The following is a 19242-nucleotide window of genomic DNA, read 5'->3' as shown; positions in this document are numbered from 1 at the left end:
CATCACCCTGGAGGTCCGATGCACCGCGCACCCGAGTCGGCCTGGCACCATGCCGCCCGCAGGCTACTTGCCAAGATGCTCGCCGAGTTCGCCTACGAGGACGTCATCAGGCCCAGGGCCGACGGCTCGCCCGCCGACGCCTACCACCTGCCCGTCGGCAGCGACCTGACGTACCGCTTCCGTGCGCGGCGCGGGGCCTACGGCCACTGGCGGGTGGACCCCGGGTCCATCACCCCCGCCGCCGACCCGCTGGAGTTCGTCGCCCGCGCGCACGACGGGCTGCTCGGGCTGTCGGGGGACACCACGGGGCACCTGATCCGGGAGCTGACGGCCACTCTCAGCGCGGACGTCACCCTCGCCGACGGCGCGCTCACCGCCGCACAGCTCGCCGACCTCGACCACGCCGACCTGGAGGGCCGGCAGACCGGGCACCCCTGGCTCGTCGCCAACAAGGGCCGGGTCGGCTTCTCCGCCTCCGACGCCGCCCGCTGGGCGCCGGAGGCGCGCAGCCCGCAGCCGCTGCCGTGGCTCGCCGTCCACCGCGACCTCGCCCGCTACCGCGGCGTGCCCGCCCTCGCCACCCCCGACCGCCTCTACGCCGACGAGCTGACGCCGGCCACCCGCCACACGTTCGCCCGCGCCGTCGCCGACGAGGGGCGGGACCCGGCCGACTACCTGTGGCTTCCGGTGCACCCCTGGCAGTGGGACGAGACGATAGCCCCGCTCTACGCGCCCCAGATCGCGGCCCGCGGGGTCATACCCCTGCCCTCCGACGGGGATCTACGGCTGCCGCAGCAGTCGATCCGCACCTTCCTGAACGTTTCCCGGCCCGACGCCCGCAGCGTCAAGCTGCCGCTGTCCATCCTCAACACGCTGGTCTGGCGCGGGCTGCCCACCGAACGCACCCTCGCCGCCCCGGCCGTCACCGCGTGGATGCACCAGGTGCGCGCCCGGGACCCGTTCCTCGCCGAGGAAACCCGCGTCATCCTGCTCGGCGAAACCGCCTCCGTCACCGTGGAACACCCCCTGTACGACCGGCTGCCCGGCGTTCCCTACCAGTACCGCGAGCTGCTCGGCTGCATATGGCGCGAGCCGATCGGCCCCTACCTCGGCCCGGGGGAGCGGGCCAGGACCCTCGCGGCCCTCCTCTGGACCGATCCGGACGGCAGGTCCCTCGCCGCCGAGCTCGTGCGCCGGTCGGGGCTCGCGCCGCGCGCCTGGCTGCGGCGCCTCTTCGCCGCGCTGCTGCCGCCGCTGCTGCACTTCCTGTACCGGTACGGCACCGTCTTCTCGCCGCACGGCGAGAACGCGCTTGTCGTCTTCGACGAGTCCGACGTGCCGGTCCGCCTCGCCGTGAAGGATTTCGTCGACGACGTCAACCTGAGTGCCGAGCCGATACCCGAGTTCGACGGCATCCCGGCCCTGGTACGCGGCACACTCCTGACGGAACCGCCCGCGTTCCTCACCCAGTTCATCCACTCCGGTCTCTTCATCGGGGTCTTCCGGTATCTCGCTCCGCTGTTCGAGGAGCAACTGCGGGTGCCCGAGGCCGACTTCTGGTCACTCGTCCGGGCGGAGATCCTTCAGCACCAGCAGCGGTTCCCCGACCTCAAGAGCAGGTACGAGACGTTCGACCTGCTCACCCCGCGCATCGACCGCCTGTGCCTCAACCGCAACAGGCTTCATCTCGACGGCTACCGGGACCGCGCGCGGCGTCCGCACGCGGCGGTGCACGGCACGGTCGCGAACCCTCTCCACACTCCATGAACGGCCGGTCCGTACCGGTCCGTGCCCGGTCGGCTCGCCGCTGTCAGTGGCGCCGCGTAAGGTGACTGCCCTATGACTGCCACATCCGGGGGGCCGGCCCTCCACGATCTGCTGCACGCCGCGGTCTCCGCCGTCGGAGGGACCGAGCGGCCGGGACAGGTCGCCATGGCGGAGGCCGTGGCCGCGGCCATCGAGGGCGGCACCCACCTGCTGGTCCAGGCGGGCACCGGCACCGGAAAGTCCCTCGGATATCTGGTTCCGGCCATCGCGCAGGGCGATCGCGTCATCGTCGCCACCGCGACGCTCGCCCTGCAGCGGCAGCTCATCGAGCGGGACCTGCCGCGCACCGTGGAGGCGCTGCACCCGGTGCTGCGGCGCCGCCCCGAGTACGCGACGCTCAAGGGCCGGTCCAACTACGTGTGCCTGCACCGCCTGCACGAGGGCGTTCCGCAGGACGACGAGGACGGTCTCTTCGACCAGTTCGAGGCGGCGCAGTCCCTGCCCGGCACGCCCACCAGCAAGCTGGGCAAGGATCTGCTGCGGCTGCGGGAGTGGTCCGACGAGACGGAGACCGGCGACCGCGACGATCTGACTCCAGGGGTGTCCGACCGGGCGTGGTCGCAGGTGTCGGTCTCCTCCCGCGAGTGCCTGGGCGCGAGCAAATGTGTGTACGGCGCCGAGTGCTTCGCCGAGGCCGCGCGGGAGCGGGCCAAGCTCGCCGAGGTCATCGTCACCAACCATGCGCTGCTCGCCATCGACGCGATCGAGGGCGCCCCCGTGCTGCCGGGCCACGACGTCCTCATCGTCGACGAGGCACACGAGCTGGTCTCACGCGTGACCGGCGTCGCCACCGGAGAGCTGACCCCCGGCGGGGTCAACCGGGCGGTGCGGCGGGCCGCCAAGCTCATCGACGAAAAGATCGCCGATCAGCTCCAGACCGCCGCCGAGACGTTCGAGCGGCTGATGGAGCTGGCGCTGCCCGGTCGGCTGGAGAAGATCCCCGAGGACCTCGGGTACGCCCTTGCCGCGCTGCGGGACGCCGCACGCGCCGTGATCACCGCCATCGGGGGCACGCGCGACGCGTCGCTGTCCGACGAGGACGCCGTGCGCAAGCAGGCCCTGGCCTCGATCGAGTCGGTGCAGGAGGTCTCCGAGCGCATTGTGCAGGGCTCGGAGTACGACGTGGTGTGGTACGAGCGGCACGACCGATACGGTGCCTCGCTGCGCGTCGCCCCGCTGTCGGTGTCGGGCCTGCTGCGGGAGAAGCTGTTCGCGGACAGGTCGGTGGTGCTGACCTCGGCGACCCTCAAGCTCGGCGGCGATTTCAACGGGGTGGGCGCGTCGCTCGGGCTCGCCCCGGAGGGGGACCACGGCGAGGAACTGCCCGAGTGGCGGGGACTCGACGTCGGGTCCCCGTTCGAGTACCGCAAGCAGGGCATCCTCTACGTCGCGCAGCATCTTTCCCCGCCCGGCCGGGAGGGCAGCCGTGCCGACATGCTGGACGAGCTGTCCGAGCTGGTGGAAGCGGCCGGCGGGCGCACACTCGGGCTCTTCTCCTCGATGCGTGGCGCGCAGGCCGCGGCCGAGGAGCTGCGGGGCCGGCTGGACATGCCGATCCTGCTCCAGGGCGAGGAGACTCTCGGCGAGCTGATCCGGTCCTTCGCGGCCGATGCGCGGACCTGCCTCTTCGGCACGCTCTCGCTGTGGCAGGGCGTCGATGTCCCCGGAGTGAACTGCCAGTTGGTCGTGATGGACCGCATTCCGTTCCCGCGACCGGACGATCCGCTGGTGAGCGCCCGGCAGAAGGCCGTGGAGGAGGCCGGGGGCAATGGCTTCATGGCGGTCGCGGCGAGTCACGCGGCGCTGCTGATGGCGCAGGGGGCGGGGCGGCTGGTCCGGGCCACGGACGACCGCGGCGTGGTCGCCGTCCTGGACCCGCGGCTGGCCAAAGCGAGGTACGGCAGCTTCCTGCGCGCCTCGATGCCGGACTTCTGGTACACCACCGACCGGAATCAGGTGCGGCGCTCCCTCGCGGCGATCGACGCGGCAGCGCGGGCCGCCGCCGCGTCGTGAGAGTCGGCGGATCGGTCTCAGATGCGCCGCATGACGGCGACGACCTTGCCCAGGATGGTGGCCTCGTCGCCCGGGATGGGCTGGTAGGCCGCATTGTGGGGGACCAGCCAGATCTGGCCCTCCTCGCGCTTGAAACGCTTCACCGTGGCCTCGCCGTCCAGCATGGCGGCGACGATGTCACCATTCTCCGCGACGGGCTGGCGGCGGACGGTGACCCAGTCCCCGTCGCAGATGGCCGTCTCGATCATCGAGTCGCCCACGACCTTGAGCACGAAGAGCTCACCGTCACCGACGAGCTGCCGGGGGAGAGGGAAGACGTCCTCGACCGACTCCTCGGCCAGGATCGGACCGCCGGCGGCGATGCGCCCCACCAGCGGGACATAGGACGCGGCCGGCTTGCCCGCCGTGTCCGTGGCCTGGGGCGCGGGCGTCTCGGCGCCGCGGACCTCGTACGCGCGGGGGCGGTGCGGGTCGCGGCGCAGGAAGCCCTTGCGCTCGAGGGCCATCAGCTGGTGGGCCACGGAGGAGGTGCTGGAGAGGCCGACGGCCTGGCCGATCTCCCGCATCGACGGGGGGTAGCCGCGGCGCTGCACCGAGTCCCTGATGACCTCGATGACACGGCGCTGGCGGTCGGTGAGGCCGGAGCTGTCCGCCCGGATGCCGGGAGGTCGCCCGGGCAGCGAGCGGCTCGGTGGCGTTCCCGGGGCCCCGAGCCGGTCCTGGCGGCGCTCAGCGGCGGTGATGGCGTCGTCTGCTGCGGTGGTCATGTCGGCCCCTTCTCAGGTGGTACTCCCTAGTCAGACAACGGTAGTTGCTATCGAAAGGTTGCGCCAAACACACGTTCGAGTGAAATTTCGCAGATGAGCTGACTTGATCACGTTCTCGGGTGTATGACGGCGTGGCTCCGCGGGGAAGTCGGCCGCGAACGGTAACCGCCCGTGCGATAGCCTCCCATGCGGCCCGCGGCGGCTTTCCCTCGCCCCCTCTTGTCGCCCCGCGACACGCGGGGCGATGATGTTGACAGCCAAACCCTAGATCTAGTGGTCTGATCTCTGGTGGCTCACCACAAATTGTGGTTGCCGGTCCGCATCGGCGGGTGACATCGCTTATGCTGGACACCGTCCCGACGGGCCGCATGAGCGGCGCGCAGGGGCCTGGGTGGCCTGCCTTCGCGCAGGGCGCCGTCACGCTGTGTCGTCAAGGCCGGAAGGGAGAGAAGCGTTGCACTGCCCCTTCTGCCGCCACTCCGACAGCCGTGTCGTCGACAGCCGCACCGCGGACGACGGCACGATGATCCGCCGCCGCCGCCAGTGTCCGAGCTGTTCCCGCCGGTTCACCACCGTCGAGACCGCGTCGCTCATGGTCATCAAGCGCAGTGGCGTGACCGAGCCGTTCAGCCGGGACAAGGTGATCGCCGGCGTCCGCAAGGCGTGTCAGGGCCGCCCGGTTACGGAGGACGCTCTCGCCCAGCTCGGACAGCGGGTCGAGGAAGCCGTCCGCGCCACCGGCAGCGCCGAGCTGTCCACGCACGACGTGGGGCTGGCGATACTCGGGCCGCTCCGCGAGCTCGACCTGGTGGCCTATCTGCGGTTCGCGTCCGTCTACCGGGCCTTCGACACGCTGGAAGACTTCGAGGCCGCCGTCGCCGAGTTGCGCGAGGGATCTCCCGACGGGCCCGGGCAGGCGCGACCACCCGCCGGACCGGCGGCCGCCGCCTCCGGGGCCGAGGGCAGGTCCGCCCCCGCCGCAGGCTGAGCCGCGGCCGGAATCCACAAGAGCTGACCGGGCGCATCGGCGCGTTCCGGCCATGAGAACAGAATCCGTGATCCGGGATGAACCGGGTTGCATCAGGGCGTTATGCCCGTACAGGGAGGCGGAATGACTGAGACGGCGAGCGGCCCGGCACGAGGCTCCCGAGCCAAGGGCGGCAAGGGCGGCAAGGGTCTGCGGATCGAGCGCATCCACACCACCCCCGGCGTGCACCCCTACGACGAGGTGGTCTGGGAGCGCCGTGACGTCGTCATGACCAACTGGCGCGACGGCTCGGTCAACTTCGAGCAGCGAGGCGTTGAGTTTCCTGCCTTCTGGTCGGTGAATGCGGTCAATATCGTCACGAGCAAGTACTTTCGCGGCGCCGTGGGCACGCCGCAGCGGGAGACGGGGCTGAAGCAGCTGATCGACCGCGTGGTGAAGACGTACCGCGCCGCGGGTGAGGAGTTCGGGTACTTCGCGTCTCCCGCGGACGCCGACATCTTCGAGCATGAACTGGCGTACGCGCTGCTCCACCAGATCTTCAGCTTCAACTCGCCGGTCTGGTTCAACGTGGGCACCAACCAGCCCCAGCAGGTCAGCGCCTGTTTCATCCTGTCCGTCGACGACTCGATGGAGTCGATTCTCGACTGGTACAAGGAAGAGGGGATGATCTTCAAGGGAGGTTCCGGCGCCGGGCTGAATCTTTCCCGTATCCGTTCCTCCAAGGAGCTGCTGTCCTCGGGTGGCAACGCCTCGGGGCCGGTCTCGTTCATGCGCGGAGCCGATGCCTCGGCCGGCACCATCAAGTCGGGCGGTGCCACGCGCCGCGCGGCCAAGATGGTCGTGCTCGACGTGGACCACCCGGACATCGAGGCCTTCATCGAGACCAAGGTGAAGGAGGAAGAGAAGATCCGCGCGCTGCGGGACGCGGGCTTCGACATGGACCTGGGCGGCGACGACATCACGTCGGTGCAGTACCAGAACGCCAACAACTCGGTGCGGGTGACGGACGAGTTCATGCGGGCCGTCGAGTCCGGATCGAAGTTCGGCCTGCGCGGGCGGATCAGCGGCGAGATCATCGAAGAGGTCGACGCCGCCGACCTGTTCCGGAAAATGGCCGAGGCCGCGCACGCCTGTGCCGACCCGGGCATTCAGTACGACGACGTCATCAATCACTGGCACACCTCGCCCGAGTCGGGCCGCATTTCGGCGTCCAACCCGTGCAGCGAGTACATGCACCTGGACAACTCCTCGTGCAACCTCGCCTCGCTGAACCTGATGAAGTTCCTCAGCGACGACGACGAGGGGAACCAGTCGTTCGACGCCGTGCGCTTCGCCAAGGTCGTCGAGCTGATCATCACGGCGATGGACATCTCCATCTGCTTCGCCGACTTCCCGACCCGGAAGATCGGCGAGACCACGCGGGCCTTCCGGCAACTGGGCATCGGCTATGCCAACCTGGGCGCCCTGCTGATGGCTACCGGCCACGCGTACGACTCGGACGGCGGCCGGGCCCTGGCCGGGGCGATCACGTCCCTGATGACGGGCACCTCGTACCGGCGTTCCGCGGAGCTGGCCGCGGTGGTCGGTCCCTACGAGGGCTACGCACGCAACTCGGACGCGCACAACCGGGTGATGCGGCAGCACTCGGACGCCAACGCCGCGGCCAAGCGCATGGACGATCTGGACACGCCGGTGTGGGCGGCGGCCACGGAGGCATGGCAGGACGTCCTGCGCCTCGGCAAGAAGAACGGTTTCCGTAACGCGCAGGCGTCAGTGCTCGCGCCCACCGGGACCATCGGCCTGATGATGGACTGCGACACGACGGGTGTGGAGCCGGACCTGGCGCTGGTGAAGTTCAAGAAGCTGGTCGGCGGCGGCTCCATGCAAATCGTGAACAACACGGTGCCCAAGGCCCTCAAGCGGCTCGGCTACCAGCCCGAGCAGGTCGAGGCGATCGTCGCCCACATCGCGGAACACGGCAATGTCATCGATGCTCCCGGGCTCAGGCACGAGCACTACGACGTCTTCGACTGCGCCATGGGCGAGCGGTCGATCGCGCCGATGGGCCACGTGCGGATGATGGCCGCGGCACAGCCGTTCATCAGCGGGGCGATCTCCAAGACCGTCAACATGCCGAGCACCAGCACCGTCGACGATGTCGCGGAGATCTACCTCCAGGGCTGGAAGCTCGGGACCAAGGCGCTCGCCGTCTACGTCGAGAACAGCAAGGTCGGTCAGCCGCTGTCCGCCAAGAAGAAGGAGGAGGAGGCGCAGCGGTCCGAGGAGACCCCGGAGCCGGAGAAGATCGTCGAGTACCGGCCGGTCCGCAAGCGGCTGCCGAAGGGGCGCCCGGGAATCACCACGTCGTTCACGGTGGGCGGCGCGGAAGGCTATATGACGGCCAACTCCTACCCGGACGACGGCCTCGGCGAGGTCTTCCTCAAGATGTCCAAGCAGGGGTCCACCCTGGCGGGCATGATGGACGCCTTCTCCATCGCGGTGTCGGTCGGCCTTCAGTACGGGGTGCCGCTGGAGACCTACGTCTCGAAGTTCACCAATATGCGCTTCGAGCCGGCCGGGATGACGGACGACCAGGACGTCCGGATGGCGCAGTCCATCGTGGACTACATCTTCCGCCGTCTCGCGCTGGACTTCCTGCCGTTCGAGACCCGGTCCGCGCTGGGCATCCACACGGCCGCCGAGCGCAAGCGGCACCTGGAGACCGGCTCCTACGAGCCGACGGACGATGAGCTGGACGTGGAGGGCCTGTCGCAGTCGGCCCCGGTCCCGACCGCGGAGCCCCGGCGTGAGTCGGCCGGCGGCACGGAGCCGCAGGCTGCGGCGGCGGCCGACGAGCGGCCCGCTCCGCGGGAGGCGCACAGCTCGACGGAGCTGCTGGAGATGCAGCTCGGTCTGAACGCGGACGCCCCGCTGTGTCTGTCCTGCGGCACGAAGATGCGCCGCGCGGGGAGCTGCTATCTCTGTGAGGGCTGCGGCTCCACCAGCGGTTGCAGCTGAACCCGGGCCTGAAACCGCGGGGTCAGGAGGGGGGAGCCGGCCGGCTCCCCCCTCCGGCGTGCGCGGGCGTGCCTCAGCGGCGGGTGGAGCGCTGGATCAGCTCGTAGCTGTTGGCCCCGCCCTGGCCGTCGAGCAGCGAGTAGGAGCCGACGGCCCACAGGCGCCCGGTGCGGCCGATGGGCGCCAGGTCGGCGATGCTGTACGCCTGGGTGGCACCACCGGTCACCATGTCGCCTCGGACCTCCGTCCACCTGCGGCCGTCGTGGTGCCAGTAGACCGGCGGTCCCTCCCAGCCCTCCGGGTCTCCGGTGATCCACAGCCCGCCGCGCCCGTCACCGTTGATGGCCTGCGGGAGCAGCCCCTCCAGCGGCGCCGGTACCTCCTGCCAGCGCTGTCCGTCCCAGTGCAGCAGCCGGTGCTCCGAGCCATTTTCGCCGACGGGCACCACGTCCCCGATGGCCCACAGGCTGTTCCGCGACTCCGCGTAGAGGTGGACGAGGCGCAGTCGAGCCTCGGACGGCGGCTCGTCCTCCCAGCCGAACCCGTTCCAGTGTTTGGCCACCGGCCGGACATCCTCCCCAGGGGCCCACGACGCTCCCACAACCCAGACGTTCCGCGTGGACACCGCCTGTATGTCCCGGATGCTGTGGCCGGGACCCAGGTCGGTCGTGTGCCAGGCTCCGCCGACGTGAACGCTGATGTAGCGGTCTCCGGCGAGCCAGGCGCCTCCGGGAACGGTGGCCAGCTCGGCGAGGCTGCCGTGGCTCGCCCCTTCCGGCACCTCGGGCAGCGGCACCCGCTGCCACCGGTGTCCGTCGAAGTGGGCCGTGAGGTCCTCCTGCCCCTTCCAGCCGTAGGCCCACACGTCGTCGGGCGCCGCAGCGCTGACCGATATCCAGTGATCGGCTTCCGGCAGGCCGGGGGCGCGGTCCTCATGCCATCCCCTCCCGTCCCAGCGGAGCAGGACGCCCTGCTGGCCGCTGTCCGCGGCGCTCTGGCTGCCCACGGCCCAGGCCGCGTTCCGCCCGGCCGCGGTGACGGACCTGAGGTGGGAACCCCACGTCAGCCGGCCCGCGGAGGACACCTCCCACTCCGGCGTCCTTCCGGCCTCCCGAGGGGCCGGCGCGGCGACGGCGGCGGGCACGAGTAATGCGGTCATGGCCGTGACGACGCTGATCACGGCGAGTCTGACGAGCGGGCCTGTCCTCATGTCTGTCCTTCCCTGCACGGCATCGGGCGGGGATCGGCACCACCTGTGGGCCCGGCGCCTCCGCACACAGAAGACCCGCGCCGGGGCCTGGCGGTTGTAACGATCCGGCGCCACTCCGGCCTGCGGGCTCCTGCCGCTTTTGTCACGATGGAGGGAGCCGGAGGTGAGAGACATGCAGAGCGTGATTCTGGTGACCGGCGGTACGGGCACGCTGGGGCGCGAAGTCGTGCGCCGTCTGCTCGAGGACGAGCACGAGGTACGGGTGCTCAGCCGGCGCGGGCGGCCGGAGGGCGACCGTCTCCCGGTCGAGTGGAGCGAAGGCGACCTCAAAACCGGAGCGGGGCTCGACGCGGCCCTGACCGGGGTGGATGCCGTGGTGCACTGTGCCACGGCGGGCGGGCGCGAGGACGTGGCCATGACGCGGCGGCTGACCCGGGCGGCGCTGCGCATCGGACGGCCGCATGTGGTGTACGTGTCGGTCGTCGGCGTCGACCGGGCGAGATCCGTCTCTTTCTGCCGTGCCAAGGCCGAGTGCGAGCGGATCGTCGAGGAATCCGGTCTGCCGTGGACCGTGCTGCGCGCCACGCAGTTCCACAGTCTGATCACGCGCGCGGTGCGAGCGCAGCGGTGGCTGCCGGTGGTGCTCACGTTGGGCGGTGGTGTGCGCCTGCAGCCGATGGCCGAGCAGGAGGCCGCGAGCCGGCTGGCCGGCCTGGCGGTCGGCCGGCCGCAGGGGCGGGTGCCGGACGTGGCGGGGCCGGAGATCCGCACGGCCAGGGAACTGGCCAGGACGGCGGCCAGGGCCCAAGGTCTGCACCGGCCGGTCGTGGCGGTGCGGCTCCCGGGCAAGGGCTTCCGAGAGGTGCGTGACGGCGCGCTGCTGGCACCGGACCGGGCGGTGGGCCTGGTGGGCTTCGAGGAGTACGTGGCGGCGTGACCGCCCGGCGGCGTCGTGGTGGGCGCCCCGTGCCGAACGGTGCCCGCGTGCATCCCAGTTGCACACGGGCGGGGAGGCCGTGCGCGTGATCGAGGATCTCGTACGTCCCGCGGGGGAGATGGCCGTACGATGGCGCGGTGCTGGTCAAGTGGATGCGGTGCACGGTGGTCGACCGAGTCGGCTTCGAGCGCGGGCAGCGGAAGTGGGCGGGGCTGCTGGGCGAGCCCGGATTCCGGGCTCAGGGCGGCGGGTGGAGCCGGAAGCAGCCGGGCGTGGTGCACCTCTTCGGCTTCTGGGAGAGCCGCGCGTTCTACGACTCCTTCATGGCGCGCTCCCACGACCGGCTGGCCGCGGCCCAGAGCGGCACGTACCAGGACATGCAGGTCCGCCTCTTCCAGTACCGGTTCGACGTGAAGATGGGCTTCGAGCCGAGGTTCACGGACGCGAACCTGCTGCGGGTCGCGCACTGCACGGTCCACGACGACCGCGCCGAGCACTTCGCGCTGATGCAGGAGAAGGTCTGGAATCCGGCGATGGCCGGATCGCCGGGCATGCTCCGCGGCGTGTTCGCCGAGGCGGAGCCGGAGAGCGAATTCCTCGTGCTGTCCATGTGGGACGCCGCCGCCGAGCGGGCCAAGTACCGTACGGAGCGGGTGGAGAGGCTGGCGCTGCGGGCCCAGACCGGCGCGGATGTGGCGGCCATCGCGGGTGACGTCATCGACATGGAGCCGGGCTGGACGGTCTGAGCCGGGCGACGGGGGGTGCGGCGGCGGCCCCGCCGTCGAACTACTCTGAGGACATGGCACAACCTCGGCGTATCGTTCTCCTTCGGCACGGAGAGTCACAGGGGAACTGGGACGACTCGGTCTACGAACGTGTCCCGGACCACGCCTTGGAGCTGACCGACAAGGGCAAACGCCAGGCGGAGGTGGCGGGGGAGCACCTCCGGCAGGTGTTCGGCACGGAGCGGGTCTCCGCGTACGTGTCGCCGTACCGGCGCACCCACCAGACGTTCCGGGCGCTCGCTCTCGACCCCTCCCGCGTCCGGGTCCGGGAGGAGCCGCGGCTGCGCGAGCAGGACTGGGGCAACTGGCAGGACAAGGCGGACGTACTGCGCCAGAAGCGCTCCCGCGATACCTATGGGCACTTCTTCTACCGCTTCGCACAGGGGGAGTCGGGCGCGGACGTGTACGACCGGGTGGGCGCCTTCCTGGAAAGTCTGTGGCGCAGCTTCGAGAAGGCGGACCATCCGCCGAACGTGCTGCTGGTGACGCACGGACTGACCATGCGGCTGTTCTGCATGCGATGGCTGCACTGGACCGTCGCGGAATTCGAGTCGCTGTCCAATCCGGGCAACGGCGAAACGCGCGAGCTGCTGCTCGGCCCCGACCGGCGCTACCACCTGGACCGGCCCTTCGAACGCTGGCACACACCCGAGCGGCCCTTCGAAGGATGGTGCGCGTAGGGTGGATCAGGTCATGCCGTATGAGCCTCCTACTCATCGCGTCGAGCGGTCCGTTCGGGCCACGACGGGTGCGCGTCTGGTCGCCGGGGTCGACGAAGTCGGGCGCGGTGCGTGGGCCGGGCCGGTCACCGTGTGCGCCGCCGTCACCGGACTGCGCCGACCGCCCGAGGGCCTCACGGATTCGAAGCTGCTGACTCCCTTGCGGAGAACGGCGCTGGCCGAGGTGCTGACCGGCTGGGTGACCTCCCATGCGCTCGGGCACGCCTCTCCCGAGGAGATCGACACCTTGGGGATGACGGCGGCGCTGCGCCTCGCGGCCTGCCGGGCCCTGGAAGCCCTTCCGGAGCGGCCGGATGCCGTGATTCTGGACGGCAAGCACGACTACCTCGGCAAGCCGTGGAACGTGCGGACTGTTATCAAGGGTGACCAGTCGTGCGTGGCGGTGGCGGCCGCTTCCGTCATCGCGAAGGTGCGACGTGACGCGATGCTTGCGGAACTGGCCCCGGAGTGCCCGGAGTACGCGTTCGACAGCAATGCGGGCTACCCCTCGCCGATCCACAAGTCGGCGCTGGCGGAACACGGCCCGACGCGTTACCACCGCCGGTCGTGGGCCTACTTGGACGCACTGCCGCGCTGGCGCCATCTCAAGCTCCCCTCCCATCGTGATGCCCTGGCGGCCGAATCACTTGAGGACGCGGGCCAACTCGGCATGTTCTGACCCGCGTCCGGCAGCGGTGCGACCGCTCATCCCTGTAGGGCCAGCACCAGCGGCAGCACCGCGGTGGCTCCTTCCGTGCGGAGCAGCCGCGCCGCCAGAGCCAGCGTCCAGCCGGAGTCGGTGTAGTCGTCCACCAGAAGCAGGGGCCCGGAGGCGGTCCGCACGGCGTCGGCCAGCTCGGGCGGCAGCCCGAGGGCACCAGTCAGGGACTGGACGCGCCGCGCGCTGTTGCTGCGGCCGGGCGGGCCCGCACCGGTCTCGACCGTGCCGAGCAGCGGCATGCGGCCGACGTCGGCGATGCCTTCGGCGAGGGAGCCGATCAGGCGTGGCCGGGTGTGTGAGCCGATGGCGACGACCCCGACGGGCCGCGCCCGGGCGTCTGGTGCACCCGAGGCCCAGCCCTCCGGGCTCTTCGCCCAGTCGGCGAGGACGGTGACCACGGCATTCAGCACGTCGTCGGGAACGGCACCGTCGCCGGAGCCGGGGGAGAGCAGGGGCCGCAGCCGATTGCCCCAGCCGATGTCCGACAGCCGGCCGAGCGCCCGCCCGGGCGCGGCCTGTTCTCCGGCGGGGATACGGCCCTTCAGCTCGACGCCGATGCCGGGCAGGCCGGTCGGCCACATGCGGCGGGGCTCGACCTGGACTCCCGGCCTGGCCAGCTCCCCCCGGGCCGAGTCAAGCGCCGCCGATGCAACGTCCGGCGTGTAGAAGTCACCTGTGCAGTTGTCGCAACGGCCACAGGGGGCGGCCCCCTCATCGTCGAGCTGGCGGCGCAGGAACTCCATGCGGCAGCCGCTGCCCGCGGCGTACGCGCGCATGGACTGCTGCTCGGCCTCACGCTGGCGGGCCACCTTGGCGTAGCGCTCCGCGTCGTACTCCCACCGGGCGCCGGTCGCCGTCCAGCCACCGCGCTCCCGGCGGACGGCGCCGTCCACATCCAGCACCTTCAGCATCATCTCCAGCCGCGAACGCCGCAGTTCGACCTGGGGCTCGAGGGCGGGCAGGGACAGCGGCCGGCCCGCTGCCGCGAGCACGTCCAGGGTGCGGCGCACCTGCTCCTCGGGAGGGAACGCGAGGGAGGCGAAGTACCGCCAGATCGCCTCGTCCTCCGGGCCGGGCAGCAGCAGCACCTCGGCATGGTCGACCCCGCGCCCGGCGCGCCCCACCTGCTGGTAGTAGGAGATGGGGGAGGAGGGCGAGCCGACGTGGACGACGAAGCCCAGGTCCGGCTTGTCGAAGCCCATGCCGAGTGCGGAGGTCGCGACCAGGGCCTTCACCTTGTTCGCCAGGAGGTCCTCCTCCGCGGCCTGCCGGTCCGCGTTCTCCATGCGGCCGGTGTAGGCGATGACCCGGTGGCCGCGCGCCGTAAGGTAGGCCGACACCTCCTCGGCCGCCGCGACGGTGAGTGTGTAGATGATGCCCGAGCCGGGCAGCCGGGCCAGGTGCCCGTCGAGCCAGGCCAGCCGGTGGGCGGCATCGGGCAGCCGCAGCACAGAAAGGCGCAGGCTTTCGCGGTCCAGCGAACCGCGCAGTACCAGTGCCTCCGCCGCGTCTTCTCCGGTGCCCAGCTGCTCGGCGACGTCGGCCGTCACCCGCGCGTTCGCCGTGGCCGTCGTGGCGAGCACCGGCACGCCGGAGGGCAGCTCCGCGAGCAGCGTGCGAAGTCGGCGGTAGTCGGGCCGGAAGTCGTGGCCCCAGTCGGAGATGCAGTGCGCCTCGTCCACCACCAGGAGGCCGGTGGTCGCCGCGAGCCGGGGCAGCACCTGGTCGCGGAAATCCGGATTGTTCAGCCGCTCGGGGCTGACCAGCAGCACGTCGACCTCGCCCGCGGCCACCTCGGCCTGCACGGTTTCCCACTCCTCGGTGTTGGCCGAGTTGATCGAGCGTGCGCGGACCCCGGCCCTGGCGGCGGCCTCGATCTGATTGCGCATGAGTGCGAGCAGGGGGGAGACGATCACCGTCGGCCCGCTGCCACGCTGCCGAAGGAGGGCGGTGGCGACGAAGTACACCGCGGACTTGCCCCAGCCGGTGCGCTGGACGACGAGCGCGCGGCGCTGGTGTGCGACCAGGGCCTCGATGGCGCGCCACTGGTCCTCGCGGAGCCGCGTCGTCCCGTCGGCGTCGCCGACGAGACGAGACAGCACCGCATCGGCCGAGGCGCGCAGGTCCGATGGCTCCGGGACGGAGTGCGGGGCGGTGCCCGCCGTTGGCTGTTGCATGCCCCCATGCAAGCGGATCGGCGGCGGTGCCCGCCAATCAACCTGTGGATAACCCGGTCATTCTTAGTATCGATGCGCGCTCCTGTGGATAACGGACGACACGGACAGGCCCGGATGGTGCATCCTGCCCGACATGACATCACTCAGCGAGTCCGCTCGTTCACTGACAGATCCCTTCAAGCTCGTCAGGCTCCGCGGCGCGGGGGACGTGGCCGATGCGCTTCCGTACCTGCTGGGGCACGACCCGGACAACTCCGTTGTGATCATCGGCGTGCACCGGCCGCACGGCCGGCTGCTCGGCAGGGTGTACTCGGGCATCCCCTCGCATCCGGCCGGCTGGCGGGAGACGGCCGAGGCGATGGCGTCGTGCCTCGTCGAGGAAAGCACCAAGCGGAACGGGGCGGCACCGGACGCGGCACTCGTCTGCCTGTGCCAGGCCCCCGCCGCCGACGGCCGCGGCCACGACGTCAAGGAGCGGCTGCGCCCGCTGGCGCAGCTGCTGCGCACCTCGTGCGGCGCTCTGGATGTCCCGGTCGTCGAGGCGCTCTGCCTGTCGGGGGGCCGGTACTGGTCGTACTGCTGCGCCACCGACGACTGCTGCCCGCCCGCAGGGAACGAGCTGCCGAGGGCGGGCAGTTCACCGATGGCGGCCGCGGCGGCGTATGCGGGCATCCAGGTCCGCACGTCACCGGACCGCCAGCGGGAGCGGCTCGCGCCCCTGGCGGGCGACGCGGCCGCCCGGCAGGTCCGTGCGTTCGACGCGGCTTCCGCCGCCCTGATCCGTCCCATGCTCGGAGCGTCCGGGGACGTCGCCGCCGTCCGGGCGGCGACCCTGGAGCTGGCGGAGCGGGTGATCGCCCGGTTCCGCAGGGCGCCGGCCGCGATCGACGAGGTTTCGCCCGACGCAAGGGACGATGCACTGATCACCTCCGAAGAGGCCGCCCGGCTGATCCTCGGCCTCCAGGACCGCGTCGCCCGGGACTTCGCCGGGGAGTGGATGGAGGGCGCGGAGGCGCCTGCCGCGCTGCGGCTGTGGCGCGCCCTCGCGCGGCGCTGCGTGGGGGAGTTCGCGGAGCATGCCGCGCCGCCGCTCACCCTGGCGGGCTGGGTGGCCTGGTCCACGGGCGACCTGTCGGGTGCGCAGGCGGCGCTGGCCCGGGCGCTGGAGACCGATCCGGAGTACACGTTCGCCAGGCTGCTGTTCCAGGCGTACCGGGAGGGAGCGGACCCGGAGGGACTGCGCCGCTGCATGCGGGAGCAGCGGGCGGACCGCAGGCGCTGATTACCGTGTTGCGGACCCCTATGATCACGGCATGCCCTACGACCCGTCGGAGTTCCCGCCGTTCGCCGTCACCGTCGATCTGGTCGTGCTCACCGTCAGGCGGCATGCGCTGTGCGCCCTCACCGTGCGGCGCGGCGAGGAGCCGTACCGAGGGCAGTGGGCACTCCCCGGCGGCTTCGTGCGGGCGGACGAGGACTTGGCGTCCGCCGCCGCCAGGGAGCTGGCGGAGGAGACGGGACTGCGGACCCAGGACTCCGACAGCCGTCACGCCGGAGCCCATCTCGAGCAGCTCGCCACCTATGGCGATCCTTCCCGGGACCCGAGGATGCGCGTGGTCAGCGTTGCCCACTTGGTGCTCGCGCCCGACCTGCCCGCCCCCACGGCCGGCGGGGACGCGGGCAGCGCTCAGTGGATGCCGGTCCGCCGGCTGCTCGGTGCGACGGACGCGGCTCCGGCGGAGCGGCTGGCCTTCGACCACGCCACCATCCTCGACGACGGAGTCGAGCGGGCCCGCTCGAAGATCGAGTACTCCTCGCTGGCCGCGGCCTTCTGCCCGGCCGAGTTCACCGTCGGCGAGCTCCGCAGGGTCTACGAGGCGGTATGGGGGGTGGCGCTCGATCCACGCAACTTCCACCGGAAGGTGACGGGCACCCCGGGCTTCCTCGTTCCCGTCGGAGGTACGACGACCCGTCAGGGTGGCCGCCCGGCCCAGCTGTTCAGGGCGGGGGGCGCCAGCGCGCTCAATCCTCCGATGCTGCGTCCCGACGTCTGAGCCGGTGCGCACCGGCCTTTCGCGGGCCCGCGCGTCTCCCGGAAAATCTGATATGTCCCGTTATCGTGCCAGAGTGCATGCTCAACGGGAGAATCGATGATCCAGGCCATCGGACTCACCAGTGCGCCGCGGCGCGGTCGGCCGCCGGCCGTTGACGATCTCACCTTCGAGGCACGGGCGGGCAGCGTCACCGCGCTGCTGGGGCCGCCGGGGGCGGGCAAGTCCACCGCGTTGCGGCTGATGCTCCAGCTGTCCCCCGGCCGCGGGGTCGCGCTGTTCCGCGGGCGGCCGCTGTCCCGGGTGCCGCACGCCACCCGGGAGATCGGCGTCCTGCTCGGTGACGTCCCCGGTCATCCGCGACGCAGCGCCGTCGGTCACCTGCGGATGCTGGCCGCGGCCTCCGGGGTGCCGGCCGGACGGGCCGAGGACGTGCTCGACGTGGTGGGGCTGAGCGGCCTGGCCGACCAGCGGCTCGGGCTGTTCTCACGGGGGATGGACCGCAGGCTCGGGCTGGCGTCCGCGCTGCTGGGCGATCCGCACACCTTGGTCCTCGACGATCCTGCCGACGGCCTCTCGCCCCGCGAGACGGCCTGGCTGCACACGCTGCTGCGCGGCTACGCGGAGCAGGGCGGGGCCGTGCTCGTCACCGGGGAGGACGCGGGCGGCGTCGCGCGGGTCGCCGACAGGGTGGTGAGTCTGGACGGTGGTCGGCTCGTCGCGGACCAGACGGCCGCTGACTTCGCCCGCGCCCGGCTGCGTCCCCGCGTCGCCGTGCGCACTCCGCACGCCGACCGGCTCGCGGCGGCGCTCACCGAGCGCTTCCGCACCGCCGAGGAGACGGGCGGGGCGGCGGGTCTGCCGGAGATCGTCCGGGAGTCGGGCAGCCGGCTGTCCGTTTTCGGCACCACCTGCGCGGCCGTTGGTGAGGTCGCCTACCAGCACCGGGTCCTCGTTCACCAACTCGCCGACGAGGTGGGGGCCTTCGGGGACCGGTCGCCCAGCGGGCCGCTGCACCGGGCCGACGGCAGGCGGTCGGCGGAGGCTGTGGTCGTCGCGCCCGCGCAGCGTTCGGCCGGCGGGCTCCGCGACACATCCGTCCTGCCGCCCCGGCTGCCCGCGCTGCCACCACCGGGGCCGAGCTGGCCCGTGCGCTATGAACTGCGGCGCTGGGCCGGGGTCCCCACCGGGTGGTGGCTGAAGGTGCTGACGCTGCTCGCCGGGCTGGTGACCGCGCTCGCCCTGGCGTCGTCCGGCGCCCCGCGCTCCGCGGAGCGTGTACTCACCGGCTGGGCCGACCCGTTGCCCCTCCCGCCCGTCGCCATCGCCGCCGGGGTGTTGGGGGCGATGGCGTTCGGTCACGAGTTCCGGTATCCGGCGCTGACGCCCGCGCGCGTCGCCGTGCCGCGGCGGCTGTCCCTGCTGCTGGGCAAGCTCACGGTGTCCGGAGCCCTCGCCGTGCTGCTCGCCTGCGCCACCGTCGCGATCAACTCGACGTCGTTCACCCTCGTGTTCGGTGAGGACGTAGCCTTCGACGGCTCCTGGCAGGTGGCGCTCATCGGCGCCGTGGCGCTCTCGGTGGGCTGTGCGTGGGCCGGTCTGCTCGCCGCCGGCATTTTCCGTTCGACGCTCGTCGGGTTCGCCGCCGTCGCCGCCGTGCCACTCGTGCTGACACCGGTGCTGCGCACCGTACTCGACGGTCCTGCGGGTCAATCGCTCGACGGACTGCCGGGCCGCATGCATGCGTTGACCACGCTTCCGTTCCCTTCCGGAGTCGACCACTGGCTGTCCGCAACCGCGCATCTCGCGTCTCAGCCGATCGGCTGGGCGCTGGCCCTTTCGCTTCCGGTGCTGCTCGGCGGATATGCCCTTGTCAGCCTGCGCAGCGGCCTGCGTTGAGGACGCCGTGGCAGCCCCGGCGGCGACCGTCGGGACCACGCTTCGGTCCTCAACGACCCACCTGCGTATCGGCCTTGGGCAGCCCGGGTCCATTTCCTTCCGATTAGGCGTCAATTATGCAGGGGGCGCC

General features: G+C 71.5%; 14 protein-coding genes. 11 read left to right on the top strand and 3 right to left on the bottom strand.

Going from position 1 to position 19242, the window contains the following annotated elements:
- The first annotated feature begins 18 nt into the window (after positions 1-18).
- A complete protein-coding gene (locus STBA_RS07335; protein WP_077058468.1) occupies positions 19-1767 on the top strand; it encodes an IucA/IucC family siderophore biosynthesis protein in 1749 nt (582 codons plus the stop codon).
- Between the two features lie 72 nt (positions 1768-1839).
- Complete coding sequence (locus STBA_RS07330; RefSeq protein WP_077058467.1) at positions 1840-3840, top strand: ATP-dependent DNA helicase; 2001 nt, start codon at positions 1840-1842, stop codon at positions 3838-3840.
- A gap of 17 nt (positions 3841-3857) precedes the next feature.
- Here the strand turns inward: STBA_RS07330 and lexA are convergent, their stop codons facing one another.
- Positions 3858-4607: a transcriptional repressor LexA gene (lexA, locus tag STBA_RS07325; protein ID WP_077058466.1), complete on the bottom strand. Its 750-nt coding sequence runs from the start codon at positions 4605-4607 to the stop codon at positions 3858-3860.
- A 454-nt stretch (positions 4608-5061) separates the two neighbouring features.
- On the opposite strand from lexA, the gene nrdR reads away from it, so the two are divergent.
- Together nrdR and STBA_RS07315 are read left to right on the top strand one after the other, a co-directional pair.
- Positions 5062-5595 carry a transcriptional regulator NrdR gene (nrdR, locus tag STBA_RS07320; RefSeq protein WP_077058465.1) on the top strand — a complete coding sequence of 178 codons (534 nt, stop codon included), beginning with the start codon at positions 5062-5064 and terminating at the stop codon, positions 5593-5595.
- A 123-nt stretch (positions 5596-5718) separates the two neighbouring features.
- The gene (locus tag STBA_RS07315; protein WP_077058464.1) at positions 5719-8613 is read left to right on the top strand and encodes a vitamin B12-dependent ribonucleotide reductase; all 2895 of its coding nucleotides are present in this window, start codon (positions 5719-5721) and stop codon (positions 8611-8613) included.
- Between the two features lie 73 nt (positions 8614-8686).
- Here the strand turns inward: STBA_RS07315 and STBA_RS07310 are convergent, their stop codons facing one another.
- On the bottom strand, positions 8687-9823 hold the full coding sequence (locus tag STBA_RS07310) for a hypothetical protein (RefSeq protein WP_077058463.1): 1137 nt from the start codon (positions 9821-9823) through the stop codon (positions 8687-8689).
- 172 nt (positions 9824-9995) lie between these two features.
- Here STBA_RS07310 and STBA_RS07305 point away from each other — a divergent pair, with 172 nt between their 5' ends.
- From STBA_RS07305 to STBA_RS07290, 4 genes are all read left to right on the top strand, one after another.
- The gene (locus tag STBA_RS07305) at positions 9996-10760 is read left to right on the top strand and encodes an NAD(P)H-binding protein (RefSeq protein ID WP_077058462.1); all 765 of its coding nucleotides are present in this window, start codon (positions 9996-9998) and stop codon (positions 10758-10760) included.
- 137 nt (positions 10761-10897) lie between these two features.
- Positions 10898-11506 (top strand): YdbC family protein, encoded by a 609-nt coding sequence (locus STBA_RS07300; protein ID WP_077058461.1) that lies wholly within the window; start codon positions 10898-10900, stop codon positions 11504-11506.
- Positions 11507-11559: 53 nt separating this feature from the next.
- Positions 11560-12225: a histidine phosphatase family protein gene (locus STBA_RS07295; RefSeq protein WP_077058460.1), complete on the top strand. Its 666-nt coding sequence runs from the start codon at positions 11560-11562 to the stop codon at positions 12223-12225.
- Between the two features lie 13 nt (positions 12226-12238).
- Complete coding sequence (locus tag STBA_RS07290) at positions 12239-12943, top strand: ribonuclease HII (protein WP_077063161.1); 705 nt, start codon at positions 12239-12241, stop codon at positions 12941-12943.
- Positions 12944-12969: 26 nt separating this feature from the next.
- On the opposite strand, the gene STBA_RS07285 is transcribed toward STBA_RS07290, so the two are convergent.
- Positions 12970-15162, bottom strand: a complete 2193-nt coding sequence (locus STBA_RS07285; RefSeq protein ID WP_077058459.1) for a RecQ family ATP-dependent DNA helicase — start codon at positions 15160-15162, stop codon at positions 12970-12972.
- A 133-nt stretch (positions 15163-15295) separates the two neighbouring features.
- Here STBA_RS07285 and STBA_RS07280 point away from each other — a divergent pair, with 133 nt between their 5' ends.
- The 3 genes from STBA_RS07280 to STBA_RS07270 all read left to right on the top strand — a co-directional run bounded on the left by STBA_RS07280 (position 15296) and on the right by STBA_RS07270 (position 19112).
- On the top strand, positions 15296-16444 hold the full coding sequence (locus tag STBA_RS07280; protein ID WP_079251777.1) for a DUF4192 domain-containing protein: 1149 nt from the start codon (positions 15296-15298) through the stop codon (positions 16442-16444).
- Positions 16445-16475: 31 nt separating this feature from the next.
- A complete protein-coding gene (locus STBA_RS07275) occupies positions 16476-17216 on the top strand; it encodes an NUDIX domain-containing protein (protein WP_077058457.1) in 741 nt (246 codons plus the stop codon).
- A 96-nt stretch (positions 17217-17312) separates the two neighbouring features.
- Positions 17313-19112: an ATP-binding cassette domain-containing protein gene (locus tag STBA_RS07270; protein WP_077058456.1), complete on the top strand. Its 1800-nt coding sequence runs from the start codon at positions 17313-17315 to the stop codon at positions 19110-19112.
- Positions 19113-19242: the final 130 nt, after the last annotated feature.

The organism is Streptomyces sp. MP131-18 (genome assembly GCF_001984575.1).
Lineage (GTDB): Bacteria > Actinomycetota > Actinomycetes > Streptomycetales > Streptomycetaceae > Streptomyces > Streptomyces johnsoniae.
Note: the sequence above shows the minus strand (reverse complement) of the source record. Positions and strands in the feature narration are given on the sequence as shown.

Excerpts from the sequence above, each read along its gene's own strand:
- STBA_RS07270 (WP_077058456.1), top strand. The coding sequence starts at position 17,313 with ATGATCCAGGCCATCGGACTCACCAGTGCGCCGCGGCGCGGTCGGCCG.
- STBA_RS07285 (WP_077058459.1), bottom strand. The coding sequence starts at position 15,162 with ATGCAACAGCCAACGGCGGGCACCGCCCCGCACTCCGTCCCGGAGCCA.
- STBA_RS07305 (WP_077058462.1), top strand. The coding sequence starts at position 9,996 with ATGCAGAGCGTGATTCTGGTGACCGGCGGTACGGGCACGCTGGGGCGC.
- lexA (WP_077058466.1), bottom strand. The coding sequence starts at position 4,607 with ATGACCACCGCAGCAGACGACGCCATCACCGCCGCTGAGCGCCGCCAG.
- STBA_RS07335 (WP_077058468.1), top strand. The coding sequence starts at position 19 with ATGCACCGCGCACCCGAGTCGGCCTGGCACCATGCCGCCCGCAGGCTA.
- STBA_RS07315 (WP_077058464.1), top strand. The coding sequence starts at position 5,719 with ATGACTGAGACGGCGAGCGGCCCGGCACGAGGCTCCCGAGCCAAGGGC.
- STBA_RS07275 (WP_077058457.1), top strand. The coding sequence starts at position 16,476 with ATGCCCTACGACCCGTCGGAGTTCCCGCCGTTCGCCGTCACCGTCGAT.
- STBA_RS07280 (WP_079251777.1), top strand. The coding sequence starts at position 15,296 with ATGACATCACTCAGCGAGTCCGCTCGTTCACTGACAGATCCCTTCAAG.
- STBA_RS07295 (WP_077058460.1), top strand. The coding sequence starts at position 11,560 with ATGGCACAACCTCGGCGTATCGTTCTCCTTCGGCACGGAGAGTCACAG.
- STBA_RS07330 (WP_077058467.1), top strand. The coding sequence starts at position 1,840 with ATGACTGCCACATCCGGGGGGCCGGCCCTCCACGATCTGCTGCACGCC.
- STBA_RS07290 (WP_077063161.1), top strand. The coding sequence starts at position 12,239 with ATGCCGTATGAGCCTCCTACTCATCGCGTCGAGCGGTCCGTTCGGGCC.
- STBA_RS07310 (WP_077058463.1), bottom strand. The coding sequence starts at position 9,823 with ATGAGGACAGGCCCGCTCGTCAGACTCGCCGTGATCAGCGTCGTCACG.